Raw genomic sequence first — 17,807 nt, 5'->3', positions numbered from 1 at the left:
CACCGGCCAGTGGCTCGGAATGGCCGAACCCCAACGACCACGGCGCCGCCACCCGGGCCGGGGCGAGGCCGGGGCCCGGGGCCGTCAGGGAGTCGTCTCCGTGGAACTCAGGGGTCTCGTGGGCCAGTCGAGGAGGCGGGCGCCGAGGACCGCGGTCTGGAGGGTGTAGCGGTCGGTGGGGTCGGCCGGGTCGACACCGGTGAGGGTGTGGACGCGGGCCAGGCGGTAGGTGAGGGCGCGCACGCTGAGGGAGAGCCGCCGGGCGGTCGAGGCGGCCACACAGCCCGTGTCGAAGTACGCGGTGAGGGTGTCGAGCAGGGGCTGTGCCCCGCCGCGTGCCTGCTCCAGTGGGCCGAGCGTGCTGCTCACCAGGTCGACGAGTGCCTGCCGGTCCCGGGCCAGTACGGGGAAGACCAGCAGGTCGGCGGCGCGCAGCAGTGGTTCGTCGAAGCCCATGCGCTGGGCCACGTCCAGGGCGTTGAGGGCCTCCTCGTAGCTGTGGCCGATGCCGACCGTGCCGGGCCGGGAGCGGCCGATGGCGACCTGGGCGCGGCCGGTGGCGGCGTAGGAGTGTTTGGCGAAGTGGGTGAGGACGTCGTCCTGGTCGCCGGGGGCGACGCACACCATGCGGCCGTCCTGGTGGTGAACAGGATGCGGCGGTTCTCGAAGCGGGCGAAGAGTTCGCCGGCCACCTGCCGGGGTACGGGGTCGGTCTCGTCGTACTTCTCCGGGCCCTCGGCCACGGCGACCGCGTGCGCGCGGGACAGGCGCAGCCCGAACCGTTCGGAGCGTGCGGCCAGTTGGCCCTGGTCGCCGCGGCCGTGGAGGAGGTCGTCGATGAACTCCCGGCGGGCGGCCTCCTCCTTGCGGACCACCAGCCGCTGGGCGCGCTCGTAGCCGTCGGCGAACGCGTCCACGGCCTGCTCGATGACGGCGAGGACGCTGTCCGGGTCGGCCGCCCTCGGCCAGTTGTCCCGTCCGGCCACGAGATGCGCCCGCACCAGCGACCGCCAGCCGTGCCCGGCCTCGGCGGCGCGCGCCCCGAGCGCCCGACGCGACTCGATCTCGTCCCGCGTCAGTCGACGACCGGTGGGCGCGGCGTCCGCGAGCACCTGCTCGAACCCGTCGAGGAAGCCCTCGGCCGGGGTGGGATGTGCAGGGGTGGGGGTGGTGGGCGCGACCGACGAGGGGCCGGCTGCTGCGCTGGGGGTGACGGGGACGGGGACGGGGACGGGGAGGGGTGCGCCGGGGGTGACCGGGACGGGGACACGTGCGCCGGGGGTGGCGGCGCGAGGCCCAGTCGGCTCATGGGCGGCTGGAGCGGGGACGGGTGCACGGGCGTCGGCGGCGACTCGGCCGACCGCACCGGGGCCGGCTGACTCACGGGCGACCGGCGCCAGGCCGAGTGCGCCGGGGTCGACCGGTCCCCGGCCGAACGCACCGGAGCCGACCGAGCCTGAGCCACCCGCCCTGGCGCCGACCGGAACTCCGCCCGTGGCACCGGGGCCGGCCGCGCGGGCCCCGGACGGCTTTCGGGTGGTCGGAGCGTGGTCGGCGGCGGGCGAGCCGTCCGTGCCACCGCCGGTCACGCGCCGCTCGGCACGGGCACGGCCGACACCGCCTTCACCGGCCACCGTCTCCGTCTCCCACCTGCCCGCACCCTGACCGACCCCGGCCCGCGTGCCCGCGCCCGAACTCACCGCGCCCGAACCGACCGCGCGCACACCGATCGCACGCGCACCACCACCGTCGCCGCTCCGGGCACCCCCGCTCACACCCCCCGTCACGCTCCTGGCATCCGCGCCCGGACGGGGCGCGGGCGGTGCCGGTGTCGTCCGGGCGGTCGCGCCCGCGCCTCCCACGTTCCGGCGGCCCGGGTCGTTGCCGCCTCCGCGGTCTCCGCCGCTTCTGCCACTTCCGCCGTTCCTGTGCTGGGTGTTCATGTCCTCCCCGTTCGGTTCGTGGGCGATCGGGTGATGGCGGGGGCGGCGGGCTCCGCGATGGTCGACCGCGTCACCGGCCTCCCGCCCCCGTCACAGTCCCCACCCCGTCACGCGTTCGCGTGGACGGCCGGCTCCGTGGGCTCCGGGTCCGGCTCGGGCCGGGTCGGCGCTGTCTCCCGGGGCGGGGCCGGGGCGCGGCGGGTGAGTCGGGTGGCCAGGGGTTCGGTCCAGCGGGCGGTGAGGGGGCCGAGGACGACCAGGATGAGGACGTAGGCCGTGGCGAGGGGGCCGATGCGGGGCTCGACGCCGACCGCGAGCCCGGCGATGACGATGGAGAACTCGCCGCGCGCGACCAGCGTTCCGCCCGCCCGCCAGCGGCCCTTGACGGAGATTCCGGCCCGCCGGGCCGCCCAGTAGCCGGTGGCGATCTTCGTGAGGGTGGTGACGGCGGCCAGCGCGAGGGCCGGCAGGAGGACGGGCGGGATGTCGGCGGGGTCGGTGTGCAGGCCGAAGAAGACGAAGAAGACGGCGGCGAACAGGTCCCGCAGCGGCGTCAGGATGCTGCTGGCCCCCTCGGCGACCTCACCGGACAGCGCGATGCCGACCAGGAACGCGCCCACGGCGGCCGAGACCTGGAGGTGCTGGGCGATTCCGGCGACGACGAGCGTGAGACCGAGGACGACGAGGAGGAGCATCTCGGCGTTGTCGGAGGAGACGGCGCGGCTGATCAGCCGGCCGTGTCGCAGGGCCGCGTAGAGGACGGTGATCACGGTGCCGAGCGCGATCAGCAGGGTGAGCGTGCCGCCCGCCAGACTCACCCCGGCGAGCAGGGCGGTGAGGATCGGCAGGTAGACCGCCATGGAGAGGTCCTCCAGGACCAGGATGCTCAGCACCACCGGGGTCTCACGGTTGCCGAGGCGGCGCAGATCGCCGAGGACCTTGGCGATGACGCCGGAGGAGGAGATCCAGGTGACACCGGCCAGGGCGACGGCGGCGACCGGCCCCCAGCCGAGCAGCAGCGCCATCGCGGCGCCGGGGGCGGCGTTGAGGACGAAGTCGACCGCGCCGGAGGGGTATTGGGTCTTGAGGTTGGTGACGAGTTCGGAGGCGCTGTACTCCAGGCCGAGCAGGAGCAGCAGCAGGATGACGCCGATCTCGGCACCGGTGGCGACGAACTCCTCGCTGGCCCGCAACGGGAGGATGCCGCCGTGGCCGAAGGCGAGTCCGGCGAGCAGATAGAGGGGTATGGGTGAGAATCCCACCCGTCCGGCGAGGCGGCCCAGCAGCCCCAGGGCGAGGATGATCGCCCCGAGTTCGATGAGCATGGCGGTGGTGTTGTGCACGGGCGTCTGTCCTCCGTTGACAAGTGCGGTGACGGCGTCTGTGCCTGTGGTGCGCGTGCGGATGCGCATGGGTGTGCAAGGCATACGGGCGCAGGGGTGCGGGTGCGCCGATCGCGTACGGCCGGTGGCGCGGATGTCGGTGGCCCGCCCGGCCCCCGTACACCGACGGGGCGGGGCCGTGGGAGTCGTACGGGCGCGCGGATTCCCCGCGGGGACGGGTCGGCCGCCCGAGCGCGTCGGGCGGCCGACGGACGTCCGCTACGGCGGTGAGGGGGTCAGTGCGCGGGGCGTTCGCTCGGACGCGCGGCGCGGCCGGTATCGGGTACGGCGTCGCGAGCGGCGTTCACGACGCGCACGCGGATTACTCGACCCATGTCACGCCCCCCAACACGCCGTCGGCTGGACCGCCGACCACCACTCGAACGAATGAGCAAATAAGCGCTCACCAGAGCGTTAGCGCTTGGTAAAGGATTCTAGCGCAATCCGAAAGGGTAAAATCACACAATAGGTAAAGCGCTACCCATTTCCCTTTACCTCAGACTCATTCTGTCACTCGCCGATCTCGACCCTGCCGTTGTCACCGGCACGCACCGCGCGCTCCCCCTCGGCCCCCCGGCCACCGCCCGGACCACTGCCGTCACCACTCCTGGCACCACCGCCGCCACCGCGCTGAACGCCCTTCAGAAGTTCCGCGAGGTCGATCCCCGTGGTGGAACCGAGGAGTTCGATCCCCTGGGCGACGTTCTCGGCGACCACGCGGGGAATGCGCGCGGCACCGTCCGTGGAGATCACCGTCATCTTGTCCACCGCGGCCAGCGGTTCGGCCGCCTTGGCGACGACCTGCGGCAGCACCTCGACGAGCATCTGCAGCACCGCCGCGTCGCCGTACCGTCCGAACGCGTCGGCCTTCTGCCGCATCGCCTCGGCCTCGGCCGCCCCCTTCGCGCCGATCGCCGCCGCCTCCGCCTCGCCCTCCAGCCGTACCGCCTCCGCGATCGCCGACCGCCTCGCCGCGTACGGTCACCAGACCGGCCCGTATGTCGACATCGACCTCGGTGACGCCGGACACCCCGGTGACCGCCTCGGTGACGCTCGTGGCGCAGTGGCCGCAGCTCATGCCGAACACGGTGAAGTACTTCTCGGCCATGGGGTCGCTCCTGTCCTCGATCGGCCCGGTGACCGCGCCGCCGGGGCGCGGGGCCGCATGGCACGAGGTACGACGGACGACCCCATGACGTTCACGTCGGCCCGATAAGTGACCGGCAGGTAACCCGCCCGATTTCAAGGTCGACCCAGAGAGGGCAAGGTCACAGCCGCGCCCCCTGCTGCTCCTTTGTGTCTCTGGCCTAGCATCCGAGCATGACGGTCCTGCCTGACGACGGGCTTGAGCTGGCCGCCGAGTTCCCTGACGCCACCCACGAGCAGTGGCAGCGCCTCGTTGCGGGCGTGCTGCGCAAGTCGGGCAAGGACGTCGAGGGCGCTCAGGCCGAGGAAGCCCTGTCCACCGCGCTGGAGGACGGGCTGCGCACCCGTCCCCTCTACACCGCGCACGACACCGCGCCCCCTCCGGGTTTCCCCGGCTTCGCGCCCTTCGTCCGAGGAGGACGGGCCGCGGGGAACACCGTCGGCGGCTGGGACGTACGCCAGCGGCACACGGCGGCGGACAACGACGCGGTGCTCGCGGATCTGGAGAACGGCGTCACCTCCCTGTGGCTGGTGCTCGGCGAGTCCGGTATCCCCGTGTCGTCGCTCGCCCGGGTCCTCGACGGCGTCTATCTCGATCTCGCCCCGGTCGTCCTGGACGCGGGCGCCGAGGTCGAGCCCGCCGCCCGGGAGTTGCTGCGGCTGTACGCCGAACGGGGTGTCACCAAGGAGGCGGCGCGCGGCAATCTGGGCGCCGACCCCCTCGGCCACGAGGCCCGCACCGGACAGACGTACGACGTCGCACCGGTCGTCGGCCTCGCCCGGCTGTGCGCCGAGGAGTACCCGGGGCTGCGCGCCCTGACCGTGGACGCCCTGCCGTACCACGAGGCCGGCGGCTCGGCCGCACAAGAACTGGGTGCCTCGCTGGCGACCGGCGTCGCCTATCTGCGGGAGCTGACCGGGGCCGGACTCGGCGTCGAACAGGCCTGTGGACAGCTGGAGTTCCGGTACGCGGCGACCGCCGACCAGTTTCTGACGATCGCCAAGCTGCGGGCCGCGCGGCGGCTGTGGGCGCGGGTCGCCGAGGTGTGCGGGGCACCCGCCGCCGGGGCGCAGACACAGACCGCGGTGACCTCGCCGGTGATGATGACGCGCCGGGACCCCTGGGTGAACATGCTGCGCACGACCATCGCCACGCTGGCGGCCGGGGCGGGCGGCGCCGACTCCGTCACCGTGCTGCCCTTCGACCACACGCTGGGACTGCCGGACGCGTTCGCCCGGCGTATCGCCCGCAACACCTCCACCATCCTGATCGAGGAGTCCCATCTCGCCCGGGTGATCGACCCGGCGGGCGGCTCCTGGTACGTGGAGCGGCTGACCGACGAACTGGCCCACGCGGGTTGGGAGTTCTTCCAGGAGATCGAGCGCGCGGGCGGTCAGGCCGCCGCGCTGCGCTCCGGCACCGTACGGGACCGTCTCGCCGAGACCTGGGCGGCCCGCAGCGCCAAGCTGGCCAAGCGCCGCGAACCGGTCACCGGCGTCAGCGAGTTCCCGCATCTGGCCGAGAAGCCGGTGGTCCGCGAGCCCGCCCCCGGGCCGCCGTCCGGCGGGCTGCCCCGCGTCAGCCGCGACGAGGCGTTCGAGGCGCTGCGCGCCCGTTCGGACGCCCATCTGGCCGCGACCGGCTCCCGGCCCCGCGTCCATCTGGCCTCCCTCGGCCCCGCCGCCGCCCACACCGCCCGGACCACCTTCGCGGCCAACCTCTTCCAGGCGGGCGGCATCGAGCCCGTCACCGGGGGCACGTTCGAGGAGAGCGGCGCCACGGAGGCCTGTCTGTGCTCCAGTGACGCGCTGTACGAGGAGCGGGCCGCGACCGTGGCGGCCGAGCTGAAGGCCGCCGGCGCCTCGCATGTGTTCCTCGCCGGCCGTCCCGGGCAGTACACCGATGTCGACGCCTATGTCTTCGCGGGCTGCGACGCCGTGGCCGTGCTGTCCGCGACCCTCGACCGCATGGGAGTGTCCCGATGACCGTCCCCTCCGTCCCCGACTTCTCCGGGATCGAGCTGGGCTCCCCGGCCCTCGACGGCGGCGCCGACGACTGGCGCACGGCGGTCAAGAAGGCGTCCGGCGGCGACGATCTGCTGTGGGAGACCCCGGAGGGCATCCCGGTCAAGCCGCTGTACACCGGGCAGGACCTGGAGGGTCTGGACTTCCTCGGCACCTACCCGGGCGTGGCCCCGTATCTGCGCGGCCCGTACCCGACGATGTACGTCAACCAGCCCTGGACGATCCGCCAGTACGCGGGCTTCTCCACGGCCGAGGAGTCCAACGCCTTCTACCGGCGCAATCTGGCGGCCGGTCAGAAGGGCCTGTCCGTCGCCTTCGACCTGCCCACCCACCGCGGCTACGACAGCGACCACCCGCGCGTCACGGGTGACGTCGGCATGGCGGGCGTGGCGATCGACTCGATCCTCGACATGCGGCAGCTCTTCGACGGCATCCCGCTGGACAGGATGACCGTGTCGATGACGATGAACGGCGCGGTGCTGCCCGTCCTCGCGCTCTACATCGTGGCGGCCGAGGAGCAGGGCGTACCGGCGGAGAAACTCGCGGGGACCATCCAGAACGACATCCTCAAGGAGTTCATGGTCCGCAACACCTACATCTATCCGCCGAAGCCGTCGATGCGGATCATCTCCGACATCTTCGCCTTCACCTCCCAGCGGATGCCCCGCTACAACTCCATCTCCATCTCCGGCTACCACATCCAGGAGGCGGGCGCGACGGCCGACCTGGAGCTGGCGTACACGCTCGCGGACGGTGTCGAGTACATCCGCGCGGGGCGGGACGCGGGCATGGACGTGGACGCGTTCGCACCCCGGCTGTCGTTCTTCTGGGCGATCGGCATGAACTTCTTCATGGAGATCGCGAAGATGCGGGCGGCCCGGCTGCTCTGGGCCAAACTGGTCAGGCAGTTCGACCCGCAGAACGCCAAGTCCCTCTCCCTGCGCACCCATTCACAGACCTCGGGCTGGTCCCTGACCGCGCAGGACGTCTTCAACAACGTCACGCGTACCTGCGTGGAGGCGATGGCGGCCACCCAGGGCCACACCCAGTCGCTGCACACCAACGCCCTCGACGAGGCCCTCGCGCTGCCCACCGACTTCTCCGCGCGCATCGCCCGCAACACCCAGCTCCTCATCCAGCAGGAGTCCGGCACCACCCGCGCCATCGACCCGTGGGGCGGCAGCGCCTACGTCGAGAAGCTGACGTACGACCTCGCCCGCCGCGCCTGGCAGCACATCCAGGAGGTGGAGGCGGCGGGCGGCATGGCCCAGGCCATCGACGCCGGCATCCCCAAGCTGCGCGTGGAGGAGGCGGCGGCCCGCACCCAGGCCCGTATCGACTCCGGGCGGCAGCCGGTCATCGGCGTCAACAAGTACCGGGTCGGGACCGACGAGCAGATCGACGTGCTGAAGGTCGACAACTCGTCCGTCCGCACCCAGCAGATCGAGAAGCTGCGCCGGCTGCGCGCGGAACGCGACGAGCGGGCGTGCCAGGACTCGCTGGACGCGCTCACCCGGGCCGCCGGAGGCAAGGGCAACCTGCTGGAGCTGGCCGTGAACGCGGCCCGCGCCAAGGCCACCGTCGGCGAGATCTCCGACGCCCTGGAGAAGGTGTACGGGCGGCATGCGAGCCAGATCCGTACGATCTCCGGCGTGTACCGCAACGAAGCAGGCGAGTCCCCGAACGTGGAGCGCACCCGCGGCCTGGTGGACTCCTTCGCCGAGGCCGAGGGCCGCCGGCCGCGCATCCTGGTCGCCAAGATGGGTCAGGACGGACACGACCGGGGCCAGAAGGTGATCGCGACCGCCTTCGCCGACCTCGGCTTCGACGTGGACGTCGGCCCGCTGTTCCAGACCCCCGCCGAGGTGGCCCGGCAGGCCGTCGAGGCGGACGTGCACATCGTCGGGGTGTCCTCGCTGGCCGCCGGGCACCTCACCCTCGTACCGGCGCTGAAGGAGCAGCTGGCCGAGGAGGGCCGCGAGGACATCATGATCGTGGTCGGCGGGGTGATCCCCCCGCAGGACGTGCCCACCCTCCTGGAGATGGGCGCCGCGGCCGTGTTCCCGCCCGGGACGGTCATCCCGGACGCGGCGTACGACCTGGTGCGGCGGCTGGCGGGCGAGCTCGGGCACGAACTGTGATCGATGTCGACGCCTATGCGAAGGGGGTGCTCGACGGGAAGCGGGCGATCGTCGCGCGCGCCATCACCCTCGTCGAGTCCGCCCGGCCCCAACACCGGGCGCTGGCGCAGGAGTTGCTGACCGAGCTGCTGCCGCACAGCGGCCGGGCGCGGCGGATCGGGGTCAGCGGGGTGCCGGGCGTCGGCAAGTCGACGTTCATCGACGCGTTCGGCACGATGCTGACCTCGCTGGGATACCGGGTGGCGGTGCTGGCCGTGGACCCGTCGTCGAGCCGTACGGGCGGCTCGATCCTCGGCGACAAGACCCGCATGGAGCGGCTGGCCGTCGACCCGGCGGCCTTCGTGCGGCCCTCCCCCACGGCCGGGACGCTCGGCGGCGTCGCCAAGGCCACCCGTGAGTCGATCGTGGTGATGGAGGCGGCCGGCTACGACGTGGTGCTGGTGGAGACGGTCGGCGTGGGCCAGTCGGAGACGGCCGTGGCGAACATGGTCGACTCCTTTCTGCTGCTGACGCTGGCCCGTACCGGCGACCAGCTGCAGGGCATCAAGAAGGGCGTCCTGGAGCTGGCCGACGTACTCGCCGTCAACAAGGCGGACGGCCCGCACGAGCGCGACGCCCGTACGGCGGCCCGTGAGCTGGCGGGCGCCCTGCGGCTGATGCACGGCAAGGACACGGCCTGGACGCCGCCGGTGCTGAGCTGCAGCGCCCGTGAGTCGACCGGTCTGGACACCGTCTGGGAGCGCCTGGAACAGCACCGCACCCTCCTCGACTCCACCGGCCGGCTCGCCGCCAAGCGCCGGGACCAGCAGGTCGACTGGACCTGGTCCATGGTCCGCGACGAGCTCCTCGGCCGGCTCCGCACCCACCCCGGTGTCCGCTCCCTGGCGCCCGGCCTCGAACAACAGGTCAGGGACGGCGAGCTGACGGCCACACGGGCGGCCGAACGGATCCTGGAGGCCTTCGGGGACTAGGGCCCCCGGTTCACCCGGCTGAGCGCCCTGAGTGGTGGTGGAGTGCGATCCGGCTGACGGTGGATCACGTCGGAGCCGGGTCACGTCAGCTGACGAAGCACCAGCTGCCCGCGCTGCGGCGGAAGGACCATCAGATGCGCATCGCCCGCATGCTGCTCGTTACCGCGGCGGCCACCGCCGTCCTCGGCGTCACCGCACCCGGCGCGTACGCCGACGGTGACGAGTGGGAGCACAAGGACAATGGCTACAGCAAGGAGCACGACAAGGACAGCAGCCACGACGGACCGCGTGGCGGGGTTCACACGGGTGGCGGAGCGCTGACCGCGCTCACCGACGCGCAGGAGTGGGACTCCGAGCGGGCCGCCAAGCCCGAGGCCGGGGGCTACGACAAGGCGGAGGAGTCCACGAAGGAGTCCCAGGAGCCCTGGAAGGGCGAGAGCGACAAGGAGTCGTGGAAGGACGACCACGACAAGGGTTCCTGGAAGGACGAGAACGACGAGGGCGCCTGGAAGGGCGACCACGACAAGCCGCGCGGCGGGGTGCACACCGGTGGCGGCGCGCTCGCCGCGCCCGCGGTGACGGCGGGCGGCATGGCCGTCCTCGCGGTGGCCGGTACCGGGATGTACGCCCTGCGCCGCAGGAAGACCGCCGGAAGCGTGGCCTGAGCCCGTGCCGGGCGAGATACCTGGCCCGATAGCCGGCCCGATAGGCACCGGGCCGTCACACCGTGTGTCGTGTGGCGGCCCGGTGGGGGGCCGGCCGCGCCCTTGGGTAACCCGGGCGCACCCCAGTTCTTCCAAGGGGCGCGGGGAACTGCGCGACCAGCCCCCACGCACCCGCACCCGACAACGCACCCAACGATCCGTCCGCTCCGCTCCACCGATTCGTCCGTTCCGCTGCCGTACCTGGTGAGGTGGTTCCGATGGCAGCCCACTCTTCTCCCCCCGGCACCGCCCCGGTGCCGCCCCGCTCCGGTGCCCGGGTGAATCTGACCGTGCTGTGCGGTGTGGTCCTGGTGATCCTGGCGGTGAGTCTGTTCGGCGGCGAGGGCCCCTCGGCCGACACCTCGCGTCCGCCGAACGCCCGGCACGCCCCGCAGGCCGCCCCCGCCTCCTCCCCCGCCGAGGAGGCCGCCCCCGCCGAACGGCCGGTGGAGCGGCGGCGGGACCCCGGGGCCAGGCCGATCCGGCTGCTCATTCCGCGGATCGGGGTGAGCGCCCCCTTCGTTCCGCTCGCCGTCGGCCGCAACGGGCAGCTCGACGCCCCGCCCGCCGACGACACCAACCTCGTCGGCTGGCACGCCGAGGGCGCCGCCCCCGGGGAGCGGGGCACCTCGATCATCGCCGGGCATGTCGACACGGCGACCGCGCCGGCCGTCTTCGCGGAGCTGAGCGAACTGGAGGAGGGGGACGTCTTCCGGGTCGCGCGGGCGGACGGCGGCAGGGTGTCCTTCGTGGTCGACGACGTGGAGACGTTCGAGAAGGACGACTTCCCCGACGAGCGGGTGTACGCCGACGCGTCCCGCCCCGAGGTCCGGCTGATCACCTGTGCGGGCGCCTACGACCGCAAGGTCATGGACTACACGGAGAACCTGGTGGTCTTCGCGCACCGGGTGTGAGGGCGTGCGGGCACCCCCTCACACCCCGGTGCGCGGTCGGTGTCGGGTCAGCCCGTGGCCTCCGCCGCCGCCTTGCCCGACTGACGGCCCGAGAAGAGACAGCCGCCGAGGAAGGTGCCCTCCAGGGAGCGGTAGCCGTGGATCCCGCCGCCGCCGAAGCCGGCCACCTCACCGGCCGCGTAGAGACCGGGGACCGGGTTGCCGGAGGCGTTCAGGACACGGCCGGAGAGGTCGGTCTGGAGGCCGCCGAGGGTCTTGCGGGTCAGGATGTTGAGGCGTACGGCGATCAGCGGGTGGGCGCTCGTGTCCATGATCTTGTGGGCGGAGGCCGTCCGACTGAGCGTGTCGCCCGGGTACCTGAGGGCGTTGCGGATGCCCATGACCTGGACGTCCTTGGTGTACTCGTTGTCGATCTCGCGGTCGCGGGCCTCGATCTGCCGGGTCAGGTCGGCGAGGTCGATCAGGTTCTTCCCCGTCAGCTTGTTCATGCCCCGGACCATTTCGGACAGGGACGAGGCGACGACGAAGTCCACGCCGTTCTTCTTGAACTTCTCGATCGGCTCCGGGGTCTGCCAGATGCGCGAGAGGAGCATCCAGATGTTCTTCTCGGTGAGGTCCGGGTTCTGCTCGGAGCCGGAGAGCGCGAACTCCTTGGCGAGGATCTTCTGCGTGGTCACGAACCAGGAGTAGTCGTACCCGGTGTCGGTGATCGTCTTGAGGGTGTGGAGGGTGTCGTAGCCCGGGATGTCGGGGGTGTTGAAGCGCTTGCCGGTGGCGGAGAACCACATGGAGGACGGGCCGGGGAGGATGCGGATGCCGTGGCCGGGCCAGATCGGGTCGTAGTTGCGCAGGCCCTCGGTGTAGTGCCACATCCGGTCGGGGTTGACGATCCGGCCGCCGGCCTTCTCTGTGATGGCGAGCATCCGGCCGTCCACATGCGCGGGCACGCCGGTGATCATGGTCTTGGGCGCGGCGCCCATACGGGCGGGCCAGTTGGCGCGGACCAGGTCGTGGTTGGCGCCGATGCCGCCGGAGGTGACGACGACCACCGGGGCCTTCAGTTCGAAGGAGCCGACGACGGTACGGGAGCTGGGCTTGCCGCGTGAGACGCTGCTCGGCTCCAGGATCGCGCCCTGGACGCCGGTGACGGTGCCGTTGGTGGTCACCAGGCCGTCGACGCGATGGCGGAACTTGAAGGTCACCTTCCCGTCCTCGACCGCGGCGCGCACCTTCTTCTCGAACGGCTCGACCACGGCCGGGCCGGTGCCCCAGGTGACGTGGAAGCGGGGCACCGAGTTGCCGTGGCCGTCGGCGAGGCCGCCGCCGCGCTCGGCCCAGCCGACGATCGGGAACCACTGCATGCCGAGGCCCGCGAGCCAGTCGTGCTTCTCCTCCGAGGCGAAGTCGACATACGCCTCGGCCCACTTGTATGCCCAGTGGTCCTGGCCGGAGGGGTCGCTGACGCCCCGGTCGAAGCCGGCCGTGCCCAGCCAGTCCTGCCAGGCCAGGTCCCTGGAGTCCTTGATGCCCATCAGCCGCTGTTCGGGGGAATTGGCGAAGAACAGTCCGCCGAAGGACCAGAAGGCCTGGCCGCCGAGGCTCGCCTCCGGTTCCTGGTCGAGCAGCAGCACCTTGCGGCCCGCCGCGGCGAGTTCGGCGGTGGCGACAAGACCGGCGAGACCGTGGCCGACGACGATCGCGTCCGCGTCGTACGACGTGGCGGCGAAGGCGGGGACCGCCTGCGCGGCGAGGGCGGCACCGGCGAGCACTCCGCCGGTCGTGGTCAGGACCCGGCGACGGCTGACCCCGTCCGGGGAGGCGGAGTTCTCCATGGAGATGGACACGGGCGTGGACCTTCCGAGGGGAGGGACGGGAAGTACGCGCGGGACGGGGGCTGTTCCTGTGACATCAGCACTGTTACCGTCGGTAGCCCTCAAGGAAACCAGGTCGACACAACCGTGGGGTAGTGGCCGGGAATCAACACATCCACCACTTCGTTGTGGCCCGGCGACAGCGCCGGGGACGGAACGGAACGGGTGGGCGAGCAAGGGGAGAAGCGCCCATGACGGTCGTCCACGAGCGCGAGCCGGTCACCGGCGTCCTGCGGGCCATGGCCGCCGACACGGACGTCTGCGAGGAACTGGTCCGCGCGGCCCGCAGCCGCTCCCCCGAACTGGCCCGGCTCGGCGAGGCGGAGACCCTCTCCCATGTCAACGCCCTGATCGGGGCCGCCGAGGCATGGCTCACCACGCTCGGCGGGGTCGAGGAGCACGACTTCGCCGCCGCGCTGCTGCTGGGCGCCGACCGCGCGGCCCAGGGCATCCCGATGACCGCCGTACTGCGCGGGGTGCAGGCCGCGCTCACCCGGGTCGTGGAGATCACCGTCGAACGCAGCCGCTCGGCCGGGGTCTCCGACGCGGCGCTGCTCACCGTCGTACTGCGGCTGAAGGAGTACGGCGACGCCGTGGAGCGGCATGTCGTCAACGGCTACCGGGCCGCCGAGTCGGGCACCCCGCGCGGGGCGGGCGAGGCCCGCGCGAGGCTGCTGCGGCGGCTGCTCACCGAGGGCGACGACAGCCCCGTACCGTCCCGTGAGGAGCTGGCGCGGGAGGGGCTGCGGGCGCACGGCCGGTACCACTGCCTGGTGGCGGACCCCGGCGATCCGGCGCACGCCCGCGCGCTCACCGCCCGGCTCTCCGTGCTGCCCGGGGTCTTCGGGGTGGTCGACGGCCGCCCGGTGGGGCTGTGTCCACGGCTGCCGGGGCAGGAGGAGCTGGCCGAGTGGGGCGGGGAAGGGGTGGCGCTCGTGGTCGCGTCGCCGGTCGCCACACCGGAGCGGCTGCGGTCGCTGTACCGGCTGTGCGTACGGGGGTTGGAGATCGGCGGGCGGCGGGGGCTGCGCGGGGTGCGTGAACTGACCGATCTGGCCGGGGAGATCGCGATGGCGGACCACACGGTGCTGGGCACGGCGCTCAGCGGACGGTATCTCGGCGGGCTCGATCCGGCGGACGACTTCCACCGTCAACTCGCGCTCACCGCGCTGGCGTTCCTCGACAGCGGACGGCGGCTCGACCGGACCGCGACGGCCCTGTTCACCCATCCCAACACCGTCCGCTACCGCCTCGGCCGGCTGCACCACCTCACCGGCACCTCGCTCACCGACGGCCCGTCAGGGACGCTGGCCACGCTGCATTGGTGGTGGGCGCTCACGACGTGGCTGGACACGGGCACGGAGAGCGCTCCCACGCCGTAAAGCGAACAGCAGGCGACCGACTGTCCAAATACCCTCCCAGAAGTGGCCAAGAATCATTCAAGGGACGGCCATGATTGATCAACGCTCGTCCATGATTGCGCAACTTGAACGTTTGAACGTTTAGGCCGGACATACGTTCCTGCCCGTGAACTCTGACGCGACACCCCTCAGAGGTGACGGCGCCGAGGCGACCGCCGCCGACGTCGACACCTCGATATCCCACGCGAAGCCGCGCGGCCGGCGCTCACTCCTGCGCGCCGCGCTGGCCGGTACGGCCGTCATCGGCGGCGGCCTCGCGGTCGGCGCCTTCCCGGCCGACGCCGAGACCGTGTCCCGCTCCACCCGCGCCACGCCCAAGCCCTCCGCCGCCACCCGCACGCGGCCGAGCACGGCGGACGAGGCGCTGAAGGAGCTGTCGAAGGGCAACCGCCGCTGGCGGACCCTCCACCAGCAGCACCCGAACGAGGGCGCCGCGGCCCGCAAGGCCGCGACGACCGGTCAGCAGCCCTTCGCCCTGATCCTCGGCTGCATCGACTCCCGGGTAGCCCCGGAGCTGGTCTTCGACCAGGGCATCGGCGATCTGATGACCGTGCGCAGCGCGGGCGAGGTGCTGGACCAGTCGGTGCTGGGCAGCGTCAAGTACGGCGTCCTCGAACTGGACATCCCGCTGGTCGTGGTGCTCGGTCACCAGTCCTGCGGCGCGGTGAAGGCGGCCGTCGCGGTGGACGAGAGCAGTGAGGAACTGCCGAGCGGCATCCAGTACATCGCCGACGAGATCGCTCCGGCCATCGACCACGGCGTGACCGGTGACGCCCGGGTCGCGGCGACCATCGACGCCAATGTCCGGCTGGTCCGCTCCAAGCTCGCCGCCGACACCGACCTGGCCGCCAAGCTGAAGGCCGGCGAGGTGGCCATCGTCGGCGCCCGCTACGACCTGACGACCCAGCGCGTGCACCTGCTGAAGTAACCAGGCCCTGGCGCCTGGCACAGGGGAAGGCGGCTCCGGTGGACCACCCACCACCGGGGCCGCCTTCGTGTCGTGGCCGGCGCCGCCCGGCTCCCGCCCGGCGGTCGGCTCAGCCCTCGACGAGGGTGATGTCCTGCTGGCGCGCCGCGTGGAACCTGGGCAGCGGCAGACCGCTGCCCGACAGCTCCATGACGGTGGCCTCCACCCGGGCCCGGCCCGGCAGGAAACGGCCCGGCACCGCCCGGTCGGTGTTGGTCCAGATGTGATCGGCGCCGTCGCAGACCGCCGTCGAGCCGCCGACGCCCTTGCGGACCTGGCTGTCGCCCTGCTGGAGCGAGGACGAGACGAACACGGGGCCGTTGCCGCCGAGACAGCGGTAGGTGCCGGACAGGGTGAGGGTGCCGTCCGGCGCGACCGTCCCGGTGGGGTCGATGGTCACCGTCTCGAACGGCTCGGGGGCGGCACCGGCGGACGCGGCGGCGGCGAGCAGGAACAGCGCGGCACCGAGGGCCGCGCCTGCGGCCCGGGGAACACGGGAACGGAACATCCGTTGACCTCCTTGAGCTGGGGTTCCAGGGGTTCCATGGGTACCGGCCGCGCTTGTCCGTTCAGCTGATCATCACCCCTTTGTCGGCGCGTCGGTTCCGCCGTCCTCACTACCGGGTGCGACCCGCGCGCCCAGGGTTATGTCCGCGTCCTGTCACAGGACGTCCGGGTGCTGTCACGTCTGCCGAAACGGTGTGGCGATGAGTTCCGGGCGCGGGCATCGTCTGTAGTGCGAGGCGGTGACTCGCCGCCGGACTCACCAGGACGCACCACAACATGGAGGCGCGCCATGTGTTCACACCAGCCCCTGTGCCCCTCGGCCGACCGCTCCGACCGCGACGCCGCGCGCGTCGTCGCCTTCCACCCCGAGCAGGGCTGGAACCTGCTGTGCAACGGGGCGATCGTCTTCGACGACACAAAGATTTGATTAGAACTCCTCTAGTGTCCCGAGTCTTAGGAAAGCTGCATTTCTAGGGTTTGGGGTTCGGTAGGCGGTTCAGGTAGCCGGCGAGGCGTTCGAAGATCTCGTCGGCGGACTTGGTCCAGCTGAACAGCTTGGGGTCTTCGTTCCAGTGGGCGATCCAGTCGCGGATGTCTTTCTCCAGTGCCTGGACGTTCTTGTGGACGCCGCGCCGGATCTGTTTGTCCGTCAGCAGGCCGAACCAGCGCTCGACCTGGTTGAGCCAGGAGGAACTGGTGGGCGTGAAGTGCATGTGGAACCGCGGGTGCGCCAGGAGCCACTTCCGGATGGCGGGGGTTTTGTGGGTGGCGTAGTTGTCGCAGATCAGGTGGACGTCGAGCTCGGCGGGGACCTCTTTGTCGAGCTTGGTGAGGAACTTCTTGAACTCGGTGGCGCGGTGGCGGCGGTGCGGTGAGCCGATGACCTCGCCCGTGGCGGTGTTGAGGGCCGCGAACAAGGTGGTGACGCCGCCGCGCAGGTAGTCGTGGGTGCGGCGCTCGGGCATGCCCGGCATCATCGGCAGCACCGGGGCCGAGCGGTCCAACGCCTGGATCTGCGACTTCTCGTCGACGCAGAGCACGATGGCGCGCTCGGGCGGGTCGAGGTAGAGGCCCACCACGTCGCGGACCTTCTCGACGAACTGCGGGTCCTTGCTCAGCTTGAACGTGTCGACCTGGTGCGGCTTGAGGCCGAAGGTGCGCCAGATCCGCGAGACCGTCGACTGGCTCAGCCCGCTCTGCTTCGCCATCTCCCGGGTGGACCAGTGCGTGGCGCCTTTCGGCGTCGTCTCCAGGGTCCGCACGATCACGTCCTCGACCTGCTCGTCCGTCACCGTGCGCGCGGGCCCCGGCCGTTTCTCGTCGGCCAGGCCCTCAAGCCGGTTGGCCGCGAACCGCTTCCGCCACGTGGCCACCGTGGTCGGATGGATGCCGAGGTTCGCGCCGACCTGGGTGTTCGACAGCCCGTCGGCACACGCGAGGACGATCCGGCACCGCAGCGCCAGAGCCTGCGAGGACGTTGCCCGCCGCGACCAGCGCAGCAACGTCTCACGCTCGTCATCCGTCAGAACCACTTCGACCGTGCTCTGCCGCACTCCGGCCGCACGGGCCACGAGCCTGGTCCCCCCGTGTTCCAGCCCTATGACCAGCCGACGCTGACGCTCGTCAAGATGCGGCAACAACGTCTCGAACTTCGCCGCCAGGACAGCCTCGGCCCTCTCCGCACTTCCCCTTCCACGACAACGATCCCCGCAACTGGAAGCCACAACTTATTTCCCGGCAACCCCTTCGCGGTGTCGGGGCCGAACTCCGCGTCGAAGGCCATGGGTTGAGCTTCAGAGCGGCTCACCGACGGTC

General features: G+C 71.8%; 11 protein-coding genes and 4 pseudogenes. 8 read left to right on the top strand and 7 right to left on the bottom strand.

What is annotated here, in order from left to right; all coding sequences use genetic code 11:
* Nucleotides 1-84: 84 nt before the first annotated feature.
* From F9278_RS37310 to F9278_RS48315, 4 genes and pseudogenes are all read right to left on the bottom strand, one after another.
* Nucleotides 85-1,112 (bottom strand): annotated as a pseudogene (locus tag F9278_RS37310) (PucR family transcriptional regulator).
* A gap of 938 nt (nt 1,113-2,050) precedes the next feature.
* On the bottom strand, nt 2,051-3,286 hold the full coding sequence (locus tag F9278_RS37305; RefSeq protein ID WP_152172239.1) for a cation:proton antiporter: 1,236 nt from the start codon (nt 3,284-3,286) through the stop codon (nt 2,051-2,053).
* Nucleotides 3,287-3,835: 549 nt separating this feature from the next.
* Nucleotides 3,836-4,297 (bottom strand): annotated as a pseudogene (locus F9278_RS37300) (flotillin domain-containing protein); the annotation flags it as partial.
* Between the two features lie 52 nt (nt 4,298-4,349).
* Nucleotides 4,350-4,403, bottom strand: a pseudogene (locus F9278_RS48315) (heavy-metal-associated domain-containing protein); the annotation flags it as partial.
* 242 nt (nt 4,404-4,645) lie between these two features.
* Between F9278_RS48315 and F9278_RS37290 the strand changes: the two are divergent.
* The 5 genes from F9278_RS37290 (at nt 4,646) to F9278_RS37270 (ending at nt 11,226) form a co-directional block, all read left to right on the top strand.
* Nucleotides 4,646-6,457 (top strand): methylmalonyl-CoA mutase family protein, encoded by a 1,812-nt coding sequence (locus tag F9278_RS37290; protein WP_152172238.1) that lies wholly within the window; start codon nt 4,646-4,648, stop codon nt 6,455-6,457.
* Nucleotides 6,454-8,637 (top strand): methylmalonyl-CoA mutase, encoded by a 2,184-nt coding sequence (scpA, locus tag F9278_RS37285; protein ID WP_152172237.1) that lies wholly within the window; start codon nt 6,454-6,456, stop codon nt 8,635-8,637. The genes F9278_RS37290 and scpA overlap by 4 nt, the downstream gene beginning before the upstream one ends.
* Nucleotides 8,634-9,608, top strand: a complete 975-nt coding sequence (gene meaB / locus F9278_RS37280; protein ID WP_152172236.1) for a methylmalonyl Co-A mutase-associated GTPase MeaB — start codon at nt 8,634-8,636, stop codon at nt 9,606-9,608. The genes scpA and meaB overlap by 4 nt, the downstream gene beginning before the upstream one ends.
* 134 nt (nt 9,609-9,742) lie before the next feature.
* On the top strand, nt 9,743-10,273 hold the full coding sequence (locus tag F9278_RS37275; protein ID WP_193241809.1) for a hypothetical protein: 531 nt from the start codon (nt 9,743-9,745) through the stop codon (nt 10,271-10,273).
* A 257-nt stretch (nt 10,274-10,530) separates the two neighbouring features.
* A complete protein-coding gene (locus F9278_RS37270) occupies nt 10,531-11,226 on the top strand; it encodes a class F sortase (protein WP_193241808.1) in 696 nt (231 codons plus the stop codon).
* 47 nt (nt 11,227-11,273) lie between these two features.
* Here F9278_RS37270 and F9278_RS37265 read toward each other — a convergent pair whose 3' ends face one another.
* Nucleotides 11,274-13,058: an FAD-binding dehydrogenase gene (locus F9278_RS37265; RefSeq protein WP_152174352.1), complete on the bottom strand. Its 1,785-nt coding sequence runs from the start codon at nt 13,056-13,058 to the stop codon at nt 11,274-11,276.
* Between the two features lie 230 nt (nt 13,059-13,288).
* Between F9278_RS37265 and F9278_RS37260 the strand changes: the two genes are divergently transcribed.
* On the top strand, nt 13,289-14,479 hold the full coding sequence (locus F9278_RS37260; protein ID WP_152172235.1) for a helix-turn-helix domain-containing protein: 1,191 nt from the start codon (nt 13,289-13,291) through the stop codon (nt 14,477-14,479).
* A 145-nt stretch (nt 14,480-14,624) separates the two neighbouring features.
* Nucleotides 14,625-15,446, top strand: coding sequence for a carbonic anhydrase (locus tag F9278_RS37255; protein ID WP_152172234.1), 822 nt, complete (start codon nt 14,625-14,627; stop codon nt 15,444-15,446).
* Between the two features lie 109 nt (nt 15,447-15,555).
* On the opposite strand, the gene F9278_RS37250 is transcribed toward F9278_RS37255, so the two are convergent.
* Nucleotides 15,556-15,993 (bottom strand): DUF6299 family protein, encoded by a 438-nt coding sequence (locus F9278_RS37250; protein WP_152172233.1) that lies wholly within the window; start codon nt 15,991-15,993, stop codon nt 15,556-15,558.
* A 288-nt stretch (nt 15,994-16,281) separates the two neighbouring features.
* Here F9278_RS37250 and F9278_RS46490 point away from each other — a divergent pair.
* Nucleotides 16,282-16,410: pseudogene (locus tag F9278_RS46490) on the top strand (DUF5999 family protein); the annotation flags it as partial.
* A gap of 52 nt (nt 16,411-16,462) precedes the next feature.
* Here the strand turns inward: F9278_RS46490 and F9278_RS37245 are convergent.
* Nucleotides 16,463-17,545: an IS630 family transposase gene (locus tag F9278_RS37245; RefSeq protein WP_152174351.1), complete on the bottom strand. Its 1,083-nt coding sequence runs from the start codon at nt 17,543-17,545 to the stop codon at nt 16,463-16,465.
* Nucleotides 17,546-17,807 lie beyond the last annotated feature (262 nt).

The organism is Streptomyces phaeolivaceus, assembly GCF_009184865.1.
GTDB classification, from domain to species: Bacteria; Actinomycetota; Actinomycetes; order Streptomycetales; family Streptomycetaceae; genus Streptomyces; species Streptomyces phaeolivaceus.
Note: the sequence above shows the minus strand (reverse complement) of the source record. Positions and strands in the feature narration are given on the sequence as shown.

Excerpts from the sequence above, each read along its gene's own strand:
- F9278_RS37265 (WP_152174352.1), bottom strand. The coding sequence starts at position 13,058 with ATGGAGAACTCCGCCTCCCCGGACGGGGTCAGCCGTCGCCGGGTCCTG.
- F9278_RS37260 (WP_152172235.1), top strand. The coding sequence starts at position 13,289 with ATGACGGTCGTCCACGAGCGCGAGCCGGTCACCGGCGTCCTGCGGGCC.
- F9278_RS37270 (WP_193241808.1), top strand. The coding sequence starts at position 10,531 with ATGGCAGCCCACTCTTCTCCCCCCGGCACCGCCCCGGTGCCGCCCCGC.
- F9278_RS37275 (WP_193241809.1), top strand. The coding sequence starts at position 9,743 with ATGCGCATCGCCCGCATGCTGCTCGTTACCGCGGCGGCCACCGCCGTC.
- F9278_RS37290 (WP_152172238.1), top strand. The coding sequence starts at position 4,646 with ATGACGGTCCTGCCTGACGACGGGCTTGAGCTGGCCGCCGAGTTCCCT.
- F9278_RS37250 (WP_152172233.1), bottom strand. The coding sequence starts at position 15,993 with ATGTTCCGTTCCCGTGTTCCCCGGGCCGCAGGCGCGGCCCTCGGTGCC.
- scpA (WP_152172237.1), top strand. The coding sequence starts at position 6,454 with ATGACCGTCCCCTCCGTCCCCGACTTCTCCGGGATCGAGCTGGGCTCC.